At 61.0% G+C, this 21,666-nt stretch carries 16 protein-coding genes; 8 read left to right on the plus strand and 8 right to left on the minus strand.

Annotated elements, in window-relative coordinates; translation table 11 throughout:
* Positions 1-109: 109 nt before the first annotated feature.
* Positions 110-718, plus strand: a complete 609-nt coding sequence (leuD, locus tag GFM02_RS07900) for a 3-isopropylmalate dehydratase small subunit (RefSeq protein ID WP_003543984.1) — start codon at positions 110-112, stop codon at positions 716-718.
* Between the two features lie 60 nt (positions 719-778).
* On the opposite strand, the gene GFM02_RS07905 is transcribed toward leuD, so the two are convergent.
* Positions 779-1,711, minus strand: a complete 933-nt coding sequence (locus GFM02_RS07905) for a pyridoxal-phosphate dependent enzyme (RefSeq protein WP_168321327.1) — start codon at positions 1,709-1,711, stop codon at positions 779-781.
* 166 nt (positions 1,712-1,877) lie between these two features.
* On the opposite strand from GFM02_RS07905, the gene leuB reads away from it, so the two are divergent.
* Positions 1,878-2,990 (plus strand): 3-isopropylmalate dehydrogenase, encoded by a 1,113-nt coding sequence (leuB, locus tag GFM02_RS07910; RefSeq protein WP_003543987.1) that lies wholly within the window; start codon positions 1,878-1,880, stop codon positions 2,988-2,990.
* Between the two features lie 386 nt (positions 2,991-3,376).
* The gene (lpxE, locus tag GFM02_RS07915; protein WP_168321328.1) at positions 3,377-4,111 is read left to right on the plus strand and encodes a lipid A 1-phosphatase LpxE; all 735 of its coding nucleotides are present in this window, start codon (positions 3,377-3,379) and stop codon (positions 4,109-4,111) included.
* A 163-nt stretch (positions 4,112-4,274) separates the two neighbouring features.
* Here the strand turns inward: lpxE and GFM02_RS07920 are convergent, their stop codons facing one another.
* From GFM02_RS07920 to GFM02_RS07940, 5 genes are all read right to left on the minus strand, one after another.
* On the minus strand, positions 4,275-6,161 hold the full coding sequence (locus GFM02_RS07920) for an MFS transporter (RefSeq protein ID WP_168273029.1): 1,887 nt from the start codon (positions 6,159-6,161) through the stop codon (positions 4,275-4,277).
* A 248-nt stretch (positions 6,162-6,409) separates the two neighbouring features.
* Positions 6,410-7,717: an ABC transporter permease gene (locus GFM02_RS07925; RefSeq protein WP_168321329.1), complete on the minus strand. Its 1,308-nt coding sequence runs from the start codon at positions 7,715-7,717 to the stop codon at positions 6,410-6,412.
* Complete coding sequence (locus tag GFM02_RS07930) at positions 7,714-8,406, minus strand: ABC transporter ATP-binding protein (protein WP_168321330.1); 693 nt, start codon at positions 8,404-8,406, stop codon at positions 7,714-7,716. Before GFM02_RS07930 ends, GFM02_RS07925 begins: the two co-directional genes overlap by 4 nt.
* Before the next feature lie 6 nt (positions 8,407-8,412).
* Positions 8,413-8,874 (minus strand): hypothetical protein, encoded by a 462-nt coding sequence (locus GFM02_RS07935; protein WP_168321331.1) that lies wholly within the window; start codon positions 8,872-8,874, stop codon positions 8,413-8,415.
* 89 nt (positions 8,875-8,963) lie between these two features.
* Positions 8,964-10,718 (minus strand): alkaline phosphatase, encoded by a 1,755-nt coding sequence (locus GFM02_RS07940; RefSeq protein WP_168321332.1) that lies wholly within the window; start codon positions 10,716-10,718, stop codon positions 8,964-8,966.
* A gap of 87 nt (positions 10,719-10,805) precedes the next feature.
* On the opposite strand from GFM02_RS07940, the gene GFM02_RS35535 reads away from it, so the two are divergent.
* The 3 genes from GFM02_RS35535 to GFM02_RS07955 all read left to right on the plus strand — a co-directional run bounded on the left by GFM02_RS35535 (position 10,806) and on the right by GFM02_RS07955 (position 13,263).
* On the plus strand, positions 10,806-11,018 hold the full coding sequence (locus GFM02_RS35535) for a hypothetical protein (protein WP_020052194.1): 213 nt from the start codon (positions 10,806-10,808) through the stop codon (positions 11,016-11,018).
* 111 nt (positions 11,019-11,129) lie between these two features.
* Complete coding sequence (locus GFM02_RS07950; protein WP_168321333.1) at positions 11,130-12,164, plus strand: aspartate-semialdehyde dehydrogenase; 1,035 nt, start codon at positions 11,130-11,132, stop codon at positions 12,162-12,164.
* 277 nt (positions 12,165-12,441) lie between these two features.
* Entirely contained in the window at positions 12,442-13,263 is an 822-nt protein-coding gene (locus GFM02_RS07955; protein ID WP_168273023.1) for a lytic murein transglycosylase, read from the plus strand.
* Between the two features lie 338 nt (positions 13,264-13,601).
* Here the strand turns inward: GFM02_RS07955 and GFM02_RS07960 are convergent, their stop codons facing one another.
* Positions 13,602-14,243, minus strand: a complete 642-nt coding sequence (locus GFM02_RS07960) for a carbonic anhydrase (protein ID WP_020052196.1) — start codon at positions 14,241-14,243, stop codon at positions 13,602-13,604.
* Between the two features lie 71 nt (positions 14,244-14,314).
* A complete protein-coding gene (gene pdxY / locus GFM02_RS07965; protein WP_062940004.1) occupies positions 14,315-15,190 on the minus strand; it encodes a pyridoxal kinase PdxY in 876 nt (291 codons plus the stop codon).
* A 276-nt stretch (positions 15,191-15,466) separates the two neighbouring features.
* On the opposite strand from pdxY, the gene GFM02_RS07970 reads away from it, so the two are divergent.
* Positions 15,467-20,242 carry an NAD-glutamate dehydrogenase gene (locus GFM02_RS07970; protein ID WP_168321334.1) on the plus strand — a complete coding sequence of 1,592 codons (4,776 nt, stop codon included), beginning with the start codon at positions 15,467-15,469 and terminating at the stop codon, positions 20,240-20,242.
* Between the two features lie 24 nt (positions 20,243-20,266).
* A complete protein-coding gene (locus GFM02_RS07975; RefSeq protein ID WP_168273021.1) occupies positions 20,267-21,655 on the plus strand; it encodes an MFS transporter in 1,389 nt (462 codons plus the stop codon).
* Positions 21,656-21,666: the final 11 nt, after the last annotated feature.

Here is a 21,666-nt window from a genome sequence, read left to right on the forward strand (position 1 = left end):
CGCGAGACGTCGCGTGGCCGCTGTCTGTGAAAGATTCTCCTTCATTTCGGCGAAAAACTGGACTAGATGCAAATTCAGGAAGTAGATTTGCTGAAATGGAGCATGGGTCATGGATAAATTCGTGAAGCTCACGGGCGTTGCAGCGCCCTTGCCGGTCGTCAACGTCGACACCGACATGATCATTCCGAAGGATTATCTGAAGACGATCAAGCGCACCGGCCTCGGCACCGGTCTCTTCGCGGAAGCTCGTTATAACGAAGACGGCTCAGAAAACCCGGATTTCGTGCTGAACAAGCCGGCCTATCGCGATGCCAAGATCCTGGTTGCCGGCGACAATTTCGGCTGCGGCTCTTCGCGCGAGCACGCGCCCTGGGCGCTTCTGGATTTCGGCATCCGCTGCGTTATTTCGACCAGCTTCGCCGATATTTTCTACAACAACTGTTTCAAGAACGGCATCCTGCCGATCAAGGTCAGCCAGGAAGATCTCGACAAGCTGATGGACGACGCCTCGCGCGGCTCCAACGCCATCCTGACCGTCGACCTCGAAAACCTCGAGATCACCGGCCCCGATGGTGGCTTGATCAAGTTCGATCTCGACGAGTTCAAGCGTCACTGCCTGCTGAACGGCCTCGACGATATCGGCCTGACCCTGGAAAAGGGCAAGGCGATCGACAGCTTCGAAAAGAAGAACGCCGCTTCGCACCCCTGGGCAGCTTGAGCCCTTCCAATCAGTTACCGATCAAGCCGGGTTTATGCCCGGCTTTTTCTTTGGTGTGGGTCAAAGAAACTTTTCTTTCCAGGCCCTGAGTTTTTCGAGCGATACGCCGATGCCGCCGCAGACTTCGATAAGCGGATTATCGAAGCGCTGAAGCAGCCCGGCATGCACATCGGCAACAGCAAGGGCCGCACCGCAAGCCGGCTCGACCAGAATGCGCTGCGCATCGGCAAATTTCAGACAGGCGGCAACGGCATCGGCGTCGCTGACGAGAACACTTTCGATCGGATGCTGCTGCGGCAGGTCGAAGACATGCTGCGCCACCTGCCGCGCGCCGAGCGAAGTGGCAATCGAGGTAATGGCGGGAAGGGTGATACGCTCATTCGCCTTGAGGCTGGCATGGAGCGAGGCCGCCCCTTCCGTTTCGACGGCGATAACAGACACATCGGAAAGCCCGTTGCGCTTCAACCCCTCGACGATGCCGGCAAGCAGCCCGCCGCCGCCGACGCTGGTGACGACGCAATCGAATTTTGCCCCCTTCGCCACCACCTCGTCGATCAGCGTGGCATGGCCATCCCACAGAAGCGGATGGTCGAAGGGGTGCACATAGGTTGCCTTGCGGCTCCGGGCGAGTTCGACCGCATGGGCATTGGCCTCATCGAAAACCGAACCATGAACGAGGACATTCGCGCCCGTTGCGGCAATCGTCTGCCGCACGTCGGCCGCCGTCGTCTCCGGCACGACGATCGTAACCGGCACACCGAGCGCCCGGCCGGCATAAGCGGCAGCAATGCCGGCATTGCCGCCGGAAGCGCAGAAGATTTCGCGCGCCCCATTTTCCACCTCGTACTGGCAAAGCCGGCCAACGCCGCGCAGCTTGAAGCTGCCGGAAGGCTGCAGCGCATCGAGCTTCAGCCAGAGCGGTTTGCCGCTGACGCTGTAGCCAGGTGCGGTCTGGAGCAAGGGCGTGTCGAGGTGGAGAGGCGCGAAAGGCATGGAAACCATCCAGGATAAAGATAGGGTCACCGTTCTAATCCGTTTGCGGACGCAGGAGCAACCGTCGCGGCTCGGAGCGAAGCGTACCGATTCACCGCTTCTGTCGCTTGAAATGCCCATTTCCGGGGTCTAAGAAATCGCAACTTGTTTTTCCCAGGAGGGTTTCATGACAGCGCGCAATCTTTTCCTGCTGCCGGGTGACGGCATCGGTCCCGAGGCCATGGGCGAGGTCCGCAAGATCATCGCCTATATGAACGAGGCGATGAATGCCGGTTTCGTCACCGACGAAGGACTTGTCGGCGGCTGCGCCTATGATGCACATGGCGCTGCCATCTCGGAAGCCGACATGCAGAAGGCGCTTGCCGCCGATGCCGTTCTGTTCGGCGCCGTCGGCGGCCCGAAATGGGATAGCGTGCCTTACGAAGTGCGCCCGGAAGCCGGCCTGCTGCGCCTGCGCAAGGATCTGCAGCTCTTCGCAAACCTGCGCCCCGCCATTTGCTATCCGGCCCTTGCTGCGGCCTCGTCGCTGAAGCCGGAACTGGTCGAAGGCCTTGATATTCTGATCATCCGCGAGCTGACGGGCGGCGTCTATTTCGGCGAGCCGAAGGAAATCATCGACCTCGGCAACGGCCAGAAGCGCGGCATCGACACGCAGGTTTACGATACCTATGAGATCGAGCGCATCGCCGGCGTCGCCTTCGAAATGGCCCGCACGCGGCAGAATCGCGTCTGCTCCATGGAAAAGCGCAACGTCATGAAGTCGGGCGTGCTCTGGAACCAGGTGGTGACCGAGACGCATAAGGCAAAATATTCCGACGTCCAGCTCGAGCACATGCTGGCCGATGCCGGCGGCATGCAGCTGGTGCGCCAGCCCAAGCAGTTCGACGTCATCGTTACCGACAATCTCTTCGGCGACATGCTCTCCGACGTCGCCGCCATGCTGACCGGCTCGCTCGGCATGCTGCCGTCGGCCTCGCTCGGCGCGCCCGACGGCAAGACCGGCAAGCGCAAGGCGCTCTACGAGCCTGTGCACGGCTCGGCACCCGACATCGCCGGCAAGGGCATCGCCAATCCTATCGCCATGATCGCCTCCTTCGCCATGTGCCTGCGTTACTCCTTCAATCTGGTGAAGGAAGCCGACGATCTGGAAAAGGCGATCGCCAACGTGCTCGACAAGGGCATCCGCACCGGCGACATCATGGCCGATGGCGCAAGGCAGGTCGGCACCGTCGAAATGGGCGATGCCATCCTCGCCGAGTTCAAGACGCTTTCCGCCTGATATTTCACGTGAAACAGTTCCGGCCCTTCGCATCGCGTATGCGGAGGGCTTTTCATTGCGGGCGGTGAAGCACGTCCCGCTTGGTCGAATTATCTGAAACGGACTATTCTCGGCCACAATCTCGTGTATTTTTGCGCCGGATTTCAATCAGCGCGTAACCCGAAGTCGGAGCAATTTTCGACGAAGGATCATGCGTCAATTCAAATAATCGAGCGTCCTTAGCGTGTCCTGTTGGACGCGTGGCGCTCTAGAACAGGATGATTTCAGGCCGGGTCGGCCTAAAATCTGAATCCTGTTCTAAATTATATAGTTAGAGCATGATGTCGTCCGAAAACCGCTCACACTTTTCGGCATCATGCTCTAGCCAAATTCGAACGGACGACGAAATGCGGGCATTTTGGGCTTCCCTGGACAGGCGCTGGCGCCGGAGCGACGTCGGCATGCCGCCTCTGCGCTGGCAGGCCTGCCTCTTCGTCACGATCAATGCCGTGATCCTTTCGATGCTGCTCTTCGACGCGCCGATCGGTGCCAGCCAAGCTCCCGCGCCGGTGAAACAACTCGGCGAGCTGCTGACCGGTTTCGGCGATTCCGCCTGGCTGATCTACACCAGCATCCTGCTGTTCTTTCAGGGCAGGGCGGGTTACAAGCTTTTGAAGACGGCGCGCTCCAAGGCGCAGGCGCTTTATGTCAGCTGGATCGGCGCCTATCTCTTCGCCACCATCGTCTTCTCAGGACTTCTCGCCAATCTGCTGAAGCGTGCGATCGGCAGGGCGCGTCCCGATCATTTCCACGACTACGGCATGTTTTCCTTCGCGCCCTTTTCGGGCCATTCCGTTTTCGAAAGTTTCCCGTCCGGCCATGCCACCACGGTCGGCGCCTTTTTCGCCGCCTTCGCGCTGCTGTTTCCGCGCTATCGCGTCGCCTTCATCGCCTGCGCCATCTGGCTCGGCATGACGCGTGTCATGGTCGGCGCCCATTACCCGAGCGATGTCATCGCCGGCCTTGCCTTCGGCGGCTGGTTCTCGCTGCTGACGGCGATCGTCTTTGCCCGCTGCGGCTTGCTCTTCAAGCTGGCGCCGGATGGCTGGCCGCTCTCGAAGCAGCTGTTTCGCTCGGCATAATTCCTTAAAACGGAATCGATTTAAGGATAAAATTATGCAGCAATTCAAAATGTTACAGCGTCCTTTGCACGTCCGAAAAGACGTGCGGCCGCGTCAAATGGAAAAGCCCGGCGCCTTGTAAGCGCCGGGCCTTTTTTCAGGCTTGAAGGACGCGAATGCGTCATCAATCCATTGCGTGGATATCCCTGTTCTTCGTTTCCGGCAGGAAGATCAGGCCGATCACCAGCGTGATTGCAGCAAAGACGATCGGATACCAGAGACCGTAGTAGATATCGCCCGCGGCAGCGCTCATCGCGAAGGCCGTCGCCGGCAGCAGGCCGCCGAACCAGCCGTTGCCGATGTGATAGGGCAGCGACATGCCGGTATAGCGGATGCGGGTCGGGAAGAGCTCGACTAGCAGAGCGGCGATCGGGCCGTAGACCATCGTCACATAGAGGACGAGGACGAACAGCACGGCGATCGTGCCGATCCAGTTGACGCGGGCCGGATCGGCGGTCATGGCGAAAGTGCCGCCATTGGCGATGTTGTAGACCGCCATGTCGGTGACGCCGTTGGCCTCCTCCGCCGTCAGCAGCTTGCCTTCGACCAGCTTGGCCGCCGGTACGGTTTCCTTCTCGCCGGCGCGCACGGCATCGACATTAAGCGACAGTTCCGGATTGGCCGCAATGAAAGCATCGAGCTTGGCATCCGGCACCTTGACGGCGCCGCGGTTCAGCGGGTAGCCGGCACCTTGGAGCGCGATGTTGATGCCCTTTTCGAAGGCGGCGGTCATGCCCTTGGCCTTGTCGCCGGCAGCGACGACGTCGAAGCTCGGGATCGTCGCGTTGCCGACCTTCACCGTTGCCGGCTGTCCGGCGGTACCGGGCACGACGTCGTAGGGCACCGAGTTCTTGGTCAGGAACGCCGTCGCCACGTCGCAAGAGCTGGTGAACTTCGCCGTGCCGGTCGGGTTGAACTGGAACCTGCAGTCCGCCGGATCAGCTGTCACCGTTGCCCGAATCGAAGCCTGCGCTTCGGCTAGCGCCGGGTTTGCCGTCCAGGTCATGGCCTTGAACAGCGGATTATAGGTCACCGCCGCAATGAGAAGGCCTGCCATGATGATCGGCTTGCGGCCGATCTTGTCGGAGAGGCCGCCGAAGATGACGAAGAACGGCGTGCCGAGGAGAAGTGCGATGGCGACCATGACATTGGCCGAGAACAGGTCCACCTTCAGCACGTTTTGCAGGAAGAACAGTGCATAGAACTGGCCGCCATACCAGACGACCGCCTGGCCCATGGTAGCGCCGAGCAGCGCGATGATCGCGATCTTGGCATTTTTCCATGTCCCGAAGGCTTCGGTCAGTGGCGCCTTGGAGCCCTTGCCTTCCGCCTTCATGCGCTGGAACGCCGGCGATTCGTTCATCTTCAGGCGGATCCAGACGGAAATGCCGAGCAGAACGACCGAGACCAGGAACGGAATGCGCCAGCCCCAGGCAGCGAACTGAGCCGCACCCATCAGATATTGAACAAGGACGATGACGATCAGCGACAGGAACAGGCCGAGCGTCGCCGTCGTCTGGATCCACGAGGTGAAGTAGCCGCGGCGCCCGTTCGGCGCATGTTCGGCGACATAGGTTGCCGCACCGCCATATTCACCGCCCAGCGCCAGACCCTGGAGCAGGCGAAGCGCGATCAGGATGATCGGGGCTGCGATGCCGATGGTGGCGGCACCCGGCAGAATGCCGACGAGGAAGGTCGACAGACCCATGATCATGATCGTCACCAGGAAGGTGTATTTACGACCGACGAGATCGCCGAGACGGCCGAACACCAGCGCGCCGAAGGGGCGAACCAGGAAGCCGGCGGCAAAGGCGAGCAGCGTGAAGATGTTACGCGTTGCCTCGGGATATTGGGTGAAATAGGTCGCACCGATATAGGTGGCGAGCGAACCATAGAGATAGAAATCGTACCATTCGAAAACGGTGCCCAGCGAAGAGGCGAAGATGACCTTCTTCTCCTCGCCGGTCATCGGACCGGCCTTCGCGCCGTCCATGCTTGCGACATTTGCCATTGTCTGTCCTCCACAGAGTGATGATCAACGCGCGCGGCCTGCTTCTCCTCAAAGCATACCCTTGGCCGCGACACGCCTGACGGGAGTGTGCCAGAAACGACAGATCAAAAAGAGAGAGGCTTTCGGATTATGACTTTAGTCTAATGGCGCCACGCTTTGTCATGCACATCAAGCTCTCCGCCGCCCGTGACGATAGAGCTGCCGGAAGTTTGGAAGAAGGTTTCACGGGCGATTTGTGATGTGGTCCGTTATGCTCTTAGCGCCTGCGCCGGCGATTGCCGGTAGGCGAGCACTGCCGGCAGCGCGGCAAGAATTGTGGCAAAGGCAAGCAGCACCGCTGCAAGCGCTGCATCTTCACGGGCGAAACCGACCGGCATGGTGATCCCGCTCGTTTGCGAGAACATGCCGGACAAAGTGAGGGCCGCGGCATAACCGAGCGCGAATCCGAGTGCGATGCCGACCGCCACCAGGAAAAAGAATTCCAGCCAGACGATGCCGAAAATCGCGCTGCGCGGGGCGCCGAAGGCCCTGAGTGCGCCGATCTGACGGCGGCGCTGGCCGATATGGATGACCGTGACCAGCACCAGCGAGGCTGCGACGAGAGCTTGCGCGCCGGAGGCGACTGCAACGAGGATCTGTTTGGCGTCGCCGAGCGTGGCGTAGAGATTGGTCAGCACCTCGCCGGGAAAGACGGCAACGGTATTGCCGCTGCGATAGTCCTGCCGCAGCTTGTAGGCATCGGCGATCGTCTTCGGCTTGACCAGAATGGCGGGAAGGCCGGGAGCGCCCGCAGTCCAGCTCTCATCAAGCGCGGCATCCGGATCGGCTTCCCCGTGATGCTCATGCCCATCGTGATCGGCGCCGGCTTTCTCATGCTCATGATCATGTTCAGCGCTATCCGTGCCCGACGCCGCTTCATGCTCGTGCTCGCCGTCCCCCGCATGTTCCTCCGCCTCCATGCCATGGATGTGCCAGACGGCTTGGATCGGAACGAGGATCGCCCGGTCCCAGGCAGTGCCGGTCGGCCGCAAGCGGCCGGCGATATGATAGACGAGCTCGGTATGGGTCTCGCCGCCCTCTTCCAGCGACCCGTGCATCGGCTTGATCTCGCCGCCGAGCGACAGCTTGACAGCGGCGCCGATCACGGCTTCGCCCTCGCGCGCGAAAATCTTGCCTTCGGCCAAGCCGCCGGACAGGTTCTGCGCCAGCATGGTCGTCGTGCCGATGATCGGATAGCCGGAGAAGGAATCGCCGAAGCCGATCGGGGCTGCCCAATCGACCCGTGGATCCGCAGCAAGCCTGCCCAGCACTTCGCCCGGCATCAGCGGCAAAGGCGAGGGCTGCAGGAAGACGGAGGACAGCACGAGCTGCGTCTCGCTGCCGCCGGCGCCAATGACAAGATCGAACTTGTCGGCAGCGCGTGCGCTGCCGAGACGAAGCGCCCGCTCCTGCAGGACGACGCAAACGCCGAGCGCCGTCGCAAGCGCCACCAGCAGCACGACCACCAGCGATCCCGCCCAGAGGCGACGAAGATCGGAAAGGATGAAGCGGATCATGCAGCTTCTCCCGCCGTTACCGCGGAATCTTCGCTGATCCGGCCGGAACCGAAGGTGATGCGCCGGTCGAGGCGGCTGGCCAAACGCTGGTCGTGTGAAACGACGATCAGCGTGCTGCCTTCGGCAATGGCCAGATCGAGGATGAGATCGCCGACCGCCTTGCCGCTTTCGGCATCGAGGCTTGCGGTCGGCTCGTCGGCGATGATGACACCGGGCTTGCGCAGCAGCGCCCGGCCGATCGCCACACGCTGCATCTCGCCGCGCGACATGGTTTCGATCTTCTGGCCGGGGCGGGAAAGACCGACCGTGCTCAATAGCGCATGCGCCCGCTCGATGACATCAGCCGTGGCGGCGCCGGCAAGCCGCGCCGGCAGCAATACGTTCTCCAGCGCCGATAGGCCGGGAAAGAGATGGAACTCCTGCATGACCAGGCCGATATTGGCGGCACGGAACCGATCCCGCCGGCTTTCTGAAAAACTCGCTATATCCTCGCCGTTCCAGCGGATGCGGCCTTGCCGTGTCCGCTCCAGCCCGGCAACGATATTGACGAAGGTGCTCTTGCCGGAGCCGGACGCGCCTGTAATGGCGACCCTGCTGCCGGCATCGATCGACAGGCGGCCGATCGCCAGTGCCGGCGAGGACAGGCCGGGGAAGGCAACGGTCAGGTTTTCGATATCGAGAGCGAGCATATCGGTTCAGACGGCGGAATATTCGGCCTGGCGGATCCGCAGCAGGCTGACGAAGCCTGTGTCCGGATCCGTCCACGAACCGTATTCCAGCGTACCGCGCACTTCGATCGTCTGGCGCGGCTGCACGAAGGTCTGCTTCTCGCCGAGATAGACGACGACGATATTGTCCGGCCAGTCCGCATCCGAGGAGCAGAAGGGGCAGAGCGACATCGGCACCTCGGTGAGCACGAAGAACTGGGCCTCGGCCTTCAATGGCGGCGCCATGAAACCCTTCATACTGATCCCTTTGCCGGCAAGGCGCTTCACCTTGTCGGAGAATTCAAGGCCGAGCACGCCGAACTTGCCGTAAAGCTCATCGAAGGCAAGCAAAGACTCGGCAGCGCGAACGAGGGAAGCGGTGAAGGGAAGCACCATGGCGGCGCCGATCAGCCGACGGCGGCTGAGATGCAACGAAGAAACTGTTTCCATGGTGACCTCCAAGAAGCAGATCCCGGCCGCTGAACGGCCGGGACCATGATCGATGAAAGAGGACAAGGCCGGCAAGCGGCCTAGCCGGATCAGTTGGTCTGCTTGGCGCCGAGAGCGAAGGTATCGGCGAGCACGCGATAGACGTCGCTCTGTTCCAGGTAGCCGTGGAAGCCTTCAGCGCCCGGACCAGCCGACTGCAGAACCACGTCGTCGACCGCATGGACGCCGCTCTCGCTGCTCTTGGGAAGATTGCCCTGAACGAAGACTGCGCCTGGAACATCCTTATACTGCTCGTTGGCGACGTATTCCTTCTTCTCGTTCTGGACAGCCGGAACGAAGGGGCCGTCGAGCTTCGGACGGAAGGTCTCGTAGTGGTCAGGGCCGTTATTGGCACTGAGAAACAGGCGGCGGCTGACGTCGATCTTATCGGGATAGCCGTCGCCGTTTTCGTCCTTGTAGTTCGGGAAGCCGGCTTCGGCATAGGTCCCGACCTTTTCGCGCATTTCCGTGCCTGGCTTCTCGTCATCGACGGTGCCGATGATCGATACGCCGTGCGTGTGGTCGCCGGTGACGACGATCAGCGTATCCGGATGCGCCTTCTGGAAGTCGCGGGCGACGCCGATCGCCTGGTCGAATTCGATAGTATCAACGACGGCGCGATCCCAATCGAGCGGATGGGACATCTTGTCGATCGAGGAGCCTTCGACCATCAGGAAGAAACCATCAGGATTCTTGGACAGACGGTCCAGCGCGGCCTTGGTCATGTCGACGAGACCCGGCTGGTTCGGGAACTTGTCGACCGTGCCCTTCTTCAGGAACTCGCGGTCAAGCGTGACGTCCATATTGCCGGTGTGGAAGAGACCGAGGAGATTGCCTTCAGCCGATGCATTGGCTGCGAGCTCGTTCTTGTCGGTCGCTAGCTTGTAGCCGGCATCCTGGAAAAGCTTGATGTAATCTTGATTGTCCTTGCGCTTGGAACCGGGAACTTCCTTGCCGAGGAAATAGGCCGAGCCGCCGCCAAGCAGGACTTCCGGCTTGACGTCCAGCAGCATGCCGACGACGTCGGCCTTGTCGCCGCGGTTGCGGGTATGGGCCACGACGGCAGCCGGCGTAGCGTCTTCGACTTCGGACGTCGCAACGATGCCGATAGACTTTTTCGTTGTGCGGCGAACGGCTTCGCCGAAAGTTTCGACGCGCGGATCATCGAGCGAGGACGGCGTACGGTCCGCGTAAACGCCGATCGCGTTGACGGCCGTCTTGTGGCCGGTCATGAACGCCGACATGGTGTTGGCCGAGTCCGTGGCAACGGCATTCGTCGCCGACGTGCCGATAAAAGCCATACGCTCGAGGTCGTCCATATTCAGGCGGCCATTCGCCTTACCCTCAGTCATGCCCTTGGACATGACGCGGGCAGCGGTGCGATGCGCTACGGAGAGCCCGTCGCCGAGCAGGAAGATGATGTTCTTTGCCTTCGGCTGGGCCGCGGTTTCGTAAACGCTCCAGGTGACGGACTTCGTTTCGTCGCCGGCAGCGACTTCGATCTTGTAGTCGCCAGGAGCGGAAATCTTCAGGCCGCGCAGCAGGAGAGCGGAGCCCAGAGCCTTGTCATCCTTGCCTTTTTCCAACTCGATAAACTGCGCCTCACCGCCGAGGACGGCCTTGTAATCCTGACCGTTGACCGTGATCTTCACGTCTTCGGGCTTGACTTGCTTGTTGAGTTCGACCTTGAAATCGAACGGCGAACCGGCAAGGATCGTCGCGCGGTCAAGCGGATAGACCGTTGTCGCCTGAGCGGCGCCCGCAAGGATGGTGGTGGCCGCAAAGGCGGCAAGAAGCGTACGCATGGAAAACCCCCGTTTTCGTTGCAGACATTAACAACCGCGCCGGGATACCTGCCGAGGATGACAGCGGCATGACAAAACGTCGCAGCATTGCGGCCGCCGCTTTCGCCTGCCGGCTCTGTGCGCAAAAACCTTGACTCCTGTGGAAAACCTTCTAAGAGCAACAGCGGAAAAGGAATCTCCATGGTTCGCGACGAACACGCCATTGCTGATTGCAGTGACCGGGCACGAGTTGCCGGGGTGGACATTGCCGTTCCGGTTTCTTCCAAAACCAAGGCCAAAACGACGACGAAAACCGTCTGACGTCTCTGGCCTGCCGCTCTCTCCCCGGCTCGGCTGGGGACAGGAAGACGCGATTAATCGCGCCTTTCCCCTCGCCGGACAAGAGGAGAGAAGAGAAAGAGAGCTTGAGAAATGGGTTTCAAAGTAGCAGTTGCGGGAGCGACCGGAAATGTCGGCAGGGAGATGCTCAACATCCTCTCCGAGCGAGGCTTCCCCGCCGATGAGGTCGTGGCACTCGCCTCCTCGCGTTCGCAGGGCACCGAGGTTTCCTACGGTGACCGGACGCTGAAGGTCTCCAATCTGGAGAATTACGATTTCTCCGATACAGACATCTGCCTGATGTCGGCCGGCGGCGAGGTCTCCAAGAAGTTCTCGCCGAAGATCGGCCAGCAGGGCTGCGTCGTCATCGACAATTCCTCGGCCTGGCGCTACGACGCCGACGTGCCGCTGATCGTGCCGGAAGTGAACCCGGATGCCATCAGCCAGTTCACCAAGCGCAACATCATCGCCAATCCGAATTGCTCGACCGCTCAGCTGGTGGTGGCGTTGAAGCCGCTGCACGACTTTGCCAAGATCAAGCGCGTCGTCATCTCGACCTACCAGTCGGTCTCCGGCGCCGGCAAGGACGGCATGGACGAGCTCTTCAACCAGACGCGCGCCGTCTTCGTCGCCGATCCGATCGAGAACAAGAAGTTCACCAAGCGTATTGCCTTCAATGTCATCCCGCACATCGACGTCTTCATGGAGGACGGCTACACCAAGGAAGAGTGGAAGGTGCTGGCCGAGACGAAGAAGATGCTCGACCCGAAGATCAAGGTGACCTGCACCGCGGTGCGCGTGCCGGTTTTCATCGGTCATTCGGAATCGGTCAACATCGAATTCGAAAACGAGATCACCGCCGACCAGGCCCGCGACATCCTGCGCGATGCACCGGGCTGCCTCGTCATCGACAAGCGCGAGGATGGCGGCTACATCACGCCATATGAATCCGCCGGCGAGGATGCGACCTACATTTCGCGCATCCGCGAGGATGCGACGGTCGAAAACGGCCTCAACATCTGGGTGGTCTCCGACAATCTGCGCAAGGGCGCTGCGTTGAACGCCATCCAGATCGCCGAGTTGCTCGTCAATCGTGGTCTCGTCAAGCCGCGCAAGCAGGCCGCCTGATACCATTTGTAAACCATAATATGCTAAAGCCCTGCCGATGATGAAGGCAGGGCTTTTTGCCGAATTGTGGACGCTTCTGTCCATAAGCGTTTGCTGAAAAAGGTGATCGTGACAAGATCGCCTTCGGCTGGCATTCTGCCCGGCATCAAGCCAAGCATGCCGTCCAAAACCGTGCAGCGGTTCGGGACAGCGACATGAACAGAACGAAGACTTTGAGCGCGTCGCATGGCCCTGATCGGCTGCGGCGCGCTTCAGTAGATCGGAAGCGGGGTTTCTCATGCGCATGACAACATTCTTTCTGGCGGCGTTTACGGCGGCGGGCGTCCTCCACGCGCTGCCGGCAGCGGCCCAGGGCGCTCAATGCGGCAATAATAGCAGCGGTTTCGGTGCATGGGTCGCCGACTTCAAGCAGGAAGCAGCAGCTAACGGCGTCAGCCGCTCGGTCCTCGACCGCGCCTTCGCCAACGTCAATTACAACAGGCCGACGATCTCCGCCGACCGCGGCCAGAAGAGCTTCAAGCTCTCCTTCGACGCTTTCATGCAGAAGCGCGGCGGTGCCACGATCATCTCCCGTGGTCGCAGCATGAAGGCCGCCAATAAGGCGCTTTTTGCCTCGATAGAGCGCCGTTTCGGCGTTCCGGCCGGCCCGCTGATTGCAATCTGGGGCATGGAGACCGGTTTCGGCAGCTATATGGGCAACCAGCATACGCTGTCGGCTGTTTCGACCCTTGCCTATGACTGCCGTCGTTCGGAATATTTCACCGACCAGCTCTATGCAGCACTTCAGCTCGTCTCCGAGGGTTATCTGAGCCCACAGGCCAAGGGCGCTGCCCATGGTGAAATCGGCCAGACGCAGTTTCTGCCGCGCAATGTCGTGCGCTTCGGCGCCGACGGCGACGGCAACGGCCGCGTCGACATGGTCGGCTCCCGCGCCGATGCACTGGCCTCGACGGCGAATTTCCTCAAAGGCCACGGCTGGCGCGCCGGCGCCGGCTATCAACCTGGAGAGCCGAATTTCGTCGCCATCCAGGGCTGGAACGCCGCCAGCGTCTACCAGCAGGCGATCGCCTATATCGGTCAGCAGATCGACGGCAGATAGGCCCGATAGAATACGCCAAAACGCCGCTGCGATATGCGGCGTTTTCATATGCGGGAATCAAAGCCGCTGCCGGAAGCCGCCTTGCGTCGCTCCTCCTGCACCGGGGCCTAGCGGCGGGTGGCGCCAATTTCAGTCAGAATCTCCGTGGCGGCGATCGACCCGCCACGGGCAAGCACATCGGCGAACTGCCGGTCCTTTTCGAGGTTCCAGTATTGATTGACCGAAGAACGTTTCGAACTTCATCGCCAATCGCCACGGTGATCAAAACGTCGATCGTGCGCGACCAATTGACGGCGAGCTTAACAACAATCCTTAAAAACTGATAAGCTGGCATGTCCCTAGATTTCGGGACGAATGAAGTCGCGTGTCTCGGCGTCCATGACCCAGAGTTCACCGGTCGAAATGTCGAACCAGGCACCGTGGAGATGAATCTTTCCCGCCTCCTCGAGCGCCTTGATGTCGGGAAAGCTTCTGAGATTGTTGATCGAATTGCGGATGGAGACACGCTCCAGCGCCGTTTGCCGCTCGGCGGCCGTCATCACGTCGTTGCTCTGGATCTGCTCGGCGGCGGGTTTGACCAGCGACATCCAGCGGCCGATGAAATCGCCGGGCGACAATGGCTCGGCATTCGGATCGAGCGCCGAGCGGATGCCGCCGCAGCGGCCATGGCCCATCACGACGATATCCGAGACCTTCAGCACCTGCACGGCAAATTCGAGTGCGGCCGAGGTCGAATGAAAATGCCCGTCCGGCTCGTAGGGCGGCACCATGTTGGCGACGTTGCGGATGACGAAGAGCTCGCCCGGGCCGACATCGAAGATCAACTCCGGGGCCGCGCGAGAATCCGAACAGGCAATGACAAGCGTATGGGGATTCTGACCGTTTTCGGCAAGCTGCCGATACCTGTCGCGGGCGTCGGCATAACGCCCGTTCATGAAGTTGCGATAGCCGTCCAGAAGGGGATTTGGAAAACGCTGCATGCGTCTGGATTAGCGCGCGCGGAAGACAAGATCAACTGCTGCACCGCAAAATGAACATATTGGCAGATGCGTCATTTTTTCCGCCGCTGCGCCGGGTGCACGAGCCGGCGCATCTGCACCATGGCCATCGGCGTCGAAAGGCTGGAAGCATCGCTTGCCAGCATCAACTCGTTGCTGCCGCGCTTGACGGCACGCGCAAGCACCTCGAAGACGCTGGCGGTGGCAAGCTGCAGCGCCTTTTCGTCCTCGATCCCGGAAAGCAGGCGAGACAGGAAGACGGCGGCGATGAGGTCGCCGAGACCATTCGGCGGATTGTCGACGACGCGATGCTCGGCAAGAAGGGCGTGACGGCCGGAAAGATAGAGATTGCCGGTACCGCCCGCCATCATCGGCACCGCCGAAGTGACGAGCATGCGCGATGGTCCGAGCGCCAGCGCCGCCTCCATGATCGCGCTGTTGTCTTCGAGGGCTGCCCCCGAAAGCCATGCGAGCTCGTAGCGGTTCGGCGTCGCGAGCGAGGCGAGCGGAATGAGATGGTCACGAATGGCCTCAGCAGTCGCTTCCGGCACGTAAAGACCGCCAAGATCGCCCATGACGGGATCGCAGACATAGAGCAGCTCGGGATTGTTTTGCCTCAGCGCGCCGATCAGCCGGGCGACGGAGCGCGCCTGGGCGGCATTGCCGAAATAGCCCGAAAGCACCGCCTTGACTTCGCCGATCCAGGGCGCGCGGATCAGATCGTCGATTGCTGCATCGAAATCCGTTTCCGCAAAAGTCAGCCGCGTCGAGCGGCCGTGGCCGGGATGCCAGGGCAGCACGATGGTCGGCAGGGCCCAGACCGGATGACCGAGTGTCTCCAGCGCAAAGACGGCTGCCCGGTTTCCGACCGAGCCCCGCACCACATGGCTGGAAATGACGATGACTGCGCCCGCTGCATTTTCCGACATGATATCCAAGATCCGAATGATGACAGCGTTTGATGATCTTTTTGACGCCACGCTGTCAACCATTCTTCATGCGGGCGTGGAAATGTTCGGCAGAACGAAAAACCGGAAGACGGGACTTTCGCTTTCGCTTGGCGAAGAAGGCGGAAAATCTCTTACAATTTCTCGTTTCCGGCGCCAAAAAAACGTCAAAACACCCCTTCGGACCTCTCTTTTAGAGATTTTTTCGAAGAATCTTCTGCTAGCTTGCAAAAAATCAGACATTGAGGGAGGCGATCCATGGCTGCCAGAAACAATCCGAAACGGGAAAAGCAGATCGAAAGCGCGCGCAAGATCGCCAAAGCGACAGGCGAGGCGCATCTCGATCCGGAAATTCTCTTCGGCCGGGCAAGCAATGACGATCTCGAACTCTATACGCCGGAAATGCTGGCGCTCTCCGCGGTGCATTCGGCAAAGGAACTTGCCGCCTGGAACGGCAAGGCGCCCCGCGTCAGCATCGACACGATTGCCGATGTGACGCCTGATGGCATCGCCGTCTCGGTGCTTTCGGTCACCGACCAGAACATGCCTTTTCTGTTTGAATCGGTCATGGGCGAAGTGACGAGCACCTACCGCGACCTGTTCATGGCCGTGCATCCCATCCTGGTCATGGAAAAGGGCAAGGCGCCGGCGCTTTATTCCGCCGATCACCCGAGCGATCCGGCCAACCGCGTCAGCCATATCCAGCTTCATATTGCGCCCCTCAATTCCACCCAGGCCGCCGATCTCGTCAAACGCATCGAAAAAGTGCTCGAACAGGTCCGCCTCTCGGTGTCCGACTGGAAGCCGATGCTTTCCAAGATCGACGGAGTGATCGCAGAGCTTGCGGCCAATGGCGCCAGCCGGAAGAAGGCCGATCGCGACGAAGCCGTCGCTTTCCTGACCTGGCTGCGCGATGAGAATTTCACGTTCCTCGGCATGCGCGAATATGTCTATTCCGGCAAAGGGACCGAAGCCAAGGTCGAACGCGACAAGGGTGCTGGCCTCGGCATTCTTTCCAATCCCGATGTTCTCGTGCTGCGCACCGGCAAGGACGCCGTGACGACGACGCCGGAGATCCTTGCCTTCCTCGACGGCCCCGACTTCCTGATTGTCACCAAGGCGAATGTGAAATCGATCGTCCATCGCCGCGCCTATATGGATTATGTCGGCGTCAAGCGCTTCGACGCCGACGGCAACGTCACCGGCGAGCTGCGCATCGTCGGCCTTTTCACCTCGACGGCCTATACCTCGCTCGCCTCGGAAATCCCGCTGCTGCGTTCCAAGATCGAGAAGGTGAAGGAACATTTCGGCTTCGACCCGATGAGCCATTCCGGCCGCATGCTCGACAATACGCTGGAATCCTATCCGCGCGACGATCTTTTCCAGATCGACACGACGCTGCTTGCAAGTTTTGCCGAACAGATCAACGATTTGGGCGATCGACCGCGCGTGCGCGTCCTGCCGCGCATCGACCATTTCGACCGCTTCGTCTCGGTGATCGTCTACGTGCCGCGCGAGGAATACGACTCGATCGTCCGCGAACGGATCGGCACCTATCTGAAGACTGTCTATGACGGCCGTGTGTCCGCCTATTACCCGGCTTTCCCGGAAGGCGGCGTGGCGCGCGTGCATTTCATCATCGGCCGCTCGGGCGGCAAGACGCCACGCATTCCGCAGTCAAAGCTCGAGCAGGTGATCCGCGAGATCACCGCCCGCTGGGACGACCGTTTCGAGGCGCTGGCAGGCGCCAAGGCGCCGAAGATATCGGTCGACCAAGCCTTCCAGGATTCCTTCACGCCGGAGGAAACCGTGGCCGACCTTGCCGATATCGGTGCCTGCGCCGCCGGCGAGCCGCTTCGCATCCAGTTCTACCATCGTCAGGAAGAACAGGACCGCATCCTTTCCTTGAAGATCTTCCACGCCGGCGGCCAGCTGGCGCTGTCGCGCCGCGTGCCGCTTCTCGAGAATCTCGGCTTCAATGTCGTCAGTGAACGCACTTTCGACATCGGGGTGCCGGTCGCCGATGGAGAAAAAAAGCTCGTCGTGCTGCACGATATGGAGCTCGAGGCCCGCAATGGCGGCGAGATCGATCTGCAGCGTTACGGCGCCGCTCTCGAGGAAGGCTTCGTCGCCGCCTTCGCCGGCACGATCGACAATGACAGCTTCAACCGGCTGATCCTTTCGGCCGGGCTCTCGGCGCGCGAGACGAATGTGCTGCGCGCCTACGCGCGTTATCTCCGCCAGGCCGGCATCGCCTATTCGCAGGATTATATCGCGACGACGCTCGACAAATATCCCGGTGTCGCCGCTGCTATCTTTCGTCTCTTCCATGACACGCTCGACACCAGGCTTACGGAGAAGGCCCGCGTCAAGAAGCTTGCCGAACTGCACCAGGCGATCGAGGCCGAGCTTGCCGACGTGCCGAGCCTCGACGACGACCGTATCCTGCGCCGCTACGTCAATATCGTCGATGCGACGCTGCGCACCAATTATTTCCAGAAGAACCCGGATGGCTCGCCGAAACCGATGCTGGCCTTCAAGCTCGATCCGCATTTGGTGGACGGGCTGCCGCAGCCGAAACCCTTCCGCGAGATGTTCGTCTATGGCGTCGAGGTGGAAGGCGTGCACCTGCGCTTCGGCAAAGTGGCGCGCGGCGGCCTGCGCTGGTCGGATCGCGCCGAGGATTACCGCACCGAGGTGCTCGGCCTCGTCAAGGCGCAGCAGGTCAAGAACGCGGTCATCGTGCCGGTCGGCGCCAAGGGTGGCTTCTATCCGAAGAAGCTCCCTAGCGGCGGCAGCCGCGACGACATCTTCAATGCCGGCCGCGAGGCTTACAAGACCTATATCCGCACGCTGCTTTCGATCACCGACAATATATCGGGCGCCGATATCGTGCCGCCGAAGGATACGGTCAGGCTCGATGGCGACGATCCCTATTTCGTCGTCGCCGCCGACAAGGGCACGGCGACCTTTTCCGACACCGCCAATGCACTGGCGCAGGAAGCCGGCTTCTGGCTGGACGACGCCTTTGCCTCCGGCGGCTCGGCCGGTTACGACCACAAGAAGATGGGCATTACCGCCCGCGGCGCCTGGGAAACCGCGAAACGCCATTTCCGCGAAATGGACATCGACATCCAGACGACGCCCTTCACCGTCGCCGGCGTCGGCGACATGTCGGGCGACGTCTTCGGCAACGGCATGCTGCTCTCTCCGAAGATCCGGCTCATTGCCGCCTTCGATCACCGCGACATCATCATCGATCCCGACCCCGATATGGAAAAGACGCTTGCCGAGCGCCAACGGCTCTTCGACCTGCCGCGTTCAAGCTGGCAGGATTTCGACAGAAACGTGCTTTCGAAGGGTGCAATGATCATTTCGCGCGCAACGAAATCGATCACGCTGACGCCGGAAGCGGTTGCCGCAATCGGCATCGACAAGGCTGTGGCCACGCCCTTCGAGATCATGACGGCGATCCTGAAGAGCCCGGTCGACCTGCTCTGGTTCGGCGGCATCGGCACCTATGTGAAAGCCTCGTCCGAAACAGACACCGAAGTCGGCGACCGCGCCAACGACCCGATCCGCATCACCGCGGCGGAGGTGCGCGCCAAGGTGATCGGCGAGGGTGCAAACCTCGGCGTCACCCAGAAGGGCCGCATCGCCTATGGTCTGAAGGGCGGGCGCTGCAACTCCGACGCCATCGACAACTCGGCCGGCGTCAATACCTCGGACGTCGAGGTCAACATCAAGATCGCGCTGGCAGCCGCCATGCATGACGGGCGCCTGACGCGCGCAAAACGCGACCAGCTTCTTTCTTCGATGACCAGCGAAGTGGCGACCCTGGTTCTGCGCAACAACTACCTGCAGTCGCTGGCGATCTCGCTGACGGAACGCAAGGGCACAGCAAATGGCCTGGAGCTTGGCCGCTTCATGAGCGTGCTCGAGGGCGCCGGCCAGCTGAACCGCAAGGTCGAGACGCTGCCGGACGACCAGACCCTGGCCGAACGCTATACGGCCGGCAAGCCATTGACGCGGCCGGAAATCGGCGTGCTGGTGTCTTATGCCAAAATCGTGCTCTTCGATGCACTGGCCGCAAGCGATCTGCCTGATGATCCCTATTTCATCGCAACGCTTTTGAATTACTTCCCTGTGAAGATGCAGAAGTCGAATGCCGGCGATATTGCCAGCCACCGGCTGAAGCGCGAAATCGTTGCGACCGTGCTTGCCAACGAAGCGATCAACCGCGGCGGGCCAAGCTTCACCGTCGCCATGATGGACGCAACGGCGGCTTCGGCGCCGGAAGTGGTGCGCGCCGCAATCGTCGCGAGAGACGGTTTCGACCTGACCCACCTCTGGGCCGAGACGGACGCCCTGGACGGCAAGATATCAGGCGATTTGCAGAACCGCATCTACGAGGAGATCAGCCACAGCTTTATCGTGCTGACGCGCCTGCTGCTGAAAACGGGCATGACCAAGGCCGATATGGCGGAAGTGATTAGCCGGCTGCAGGCAGCCCTGAAGAAGCTGAAAACCGCCTTCGCCGGACAGTTGGCCGACGAGGTCGCCGTTCGCCAGGCGGAGTACAGCCAGGCGGGCCTGCCCGAAAAACTTGCGGCCGAGATCGCCAGTCTCCCGATCTTCGCACTGGTGCCGGAGATCATGCAGATTGCCGAGCGCACCGGCGAACCCCTTGTGCGCGCCGCCGAGAACTACATCGCCGTGTCGCAGACCTTCCGTATCGGCAGGCTGCTGGCGGCTGGCGGGCGGATCTTCACCTCAGACCATTATGAGAATCTGGCGCTTGCCCGCAGCATCGACCAGATCGCCAGCGCAAGACGCGACATCGTTATCTCGGCCCTTTCCGATCACGGCAGGGAAAAGCTTCCCGTTCAAGCCTGGCATGCCCAGGATCGGATCCGCATCAACCGTATCCTCGAGGAGCTTTCAAGCCTCAGCGACGGCGGCGATCCCAACCTTGCGCGTATTACTGTTGCTGCAGGTATCCTGACCGATCTTGCGCGCGACCGGGTGAGGTGAGACAGTCCGCGAAAAAAGGAGCGGATGTTGAATCGCATCGACTGGACAGGAACGCAGCCGCCGAAGGCCACGGAGAAAGGCATCTGGGGGTGGATGTTCTTCGACTGGGCAGCACAGCCCTTCTTCACCGTGGTCACCACCTTTATCTTCGGACCCTATTTCGTTTCCCGCCTGACCGATGACCCGGTTTCCGCGCAGACGACGTGGAGCAACATGGCGACGATCTCCTCGGTGATCATCGCCCTGCTTTCACCCGTTCTCGGCTCGATCGCCGACCAGTCCGGCGCGCGCAAGCCCTGGATCGGTTTCTTCGCGATCATCAAGATCGCCAGCCTGTTCTGCCTGTGGTTCGCCGCACCCGGTTCACCTGTTCTCTATCCCGTCATTTTCATGATCCTCGCCTCGATCTCGGCCGAGTTTTCGATCGTCTTCAATGATTCGATGATGCCGCGCCTGGTCGGCAAGCACGAGGTCGGCAGGCTCTCCAACACCGCCTGGGGGCTCGGCTACCTCGGTGGCATCATTGTGCTCATTGCCGTCGTGATGCTTTTGGCGGCAAGCCCTGAGACCGGCAAGACCATTCTCGGCCTCGATCCGCTCTTCGGTCTCGATCCGAAGACCGGCCAGGATGCACGCATCACCGGGCCGATCTCCGCCGTCTGGTATCTGATCTTCATCCTGCCGATGTTCTTCTTCACGCCCGATGTCGGCAAGGGTCTTCCCTTCGGCACCGCCGTGCGCTCCGGCTTGCGGGAACTCAGAAACACGCTTGGCGAGCTCAGAGAGCGCCGCGGCATCCTGAAATTCCTCATCGCCCGCATGATCTATCAGGACGGCGTCAACGGCCTGCTGATCCTTGGCGGTATCTTCGCAGCCGGCATGTTCGGCTGGGCGACGATCGAGATCGGCATCTACGGCATCATCTTGAATGTCGTTGCGATCTTCGGCTGCCTGATCGCCGGCCGCATCGATAAAGGCGTCGGTTCGAAGGTGACCGTCGTCATCAGCCTCACGATGCTGCTTCTCGCCACCATCGGCATCATCTCGACAGGACCGGGTTACACTCTGTTCGGACTGATGCCGCTGCCGGCGGCGGATTCCGGCGGTCTCTTCGGTACGGCGGCGGAAAAGGCCTATATCCTCTATGGCCTGCTGATCGGGCTCGCCTTCGGGCCGGTGCAGGCCTCGTCGCGCTCCTATCTCTCCCGTAGCGTCAATATCGAGGAAGCCGGCCGCTACTTCGGCATCTACGCGCTTTCGGGGCGCGCCACCAGCTTCATGGCAACGCTGCTCTTCTCGCTGGTGACCTATATGAGCGGATCACCGCGGCTTGGAATGGCAACGCTGATCCTGTTCCTCGCCGGCGGATTGATACTCCTGATCCGCACACCCTATCCGGCCGATCGCGCATAGGGACGAACCTC

The sequence above is a fragment of the Rhizobium leguminosarum bv. viciae genome, from assembly GCF_012276115.1.
Lineage (GTDB): Bacteria > Pseudomonadota > Alphaproteobacteria > Rhizobiales > Rhizobiaceae > Rhizobium > Rhizobium leguminosarum_T.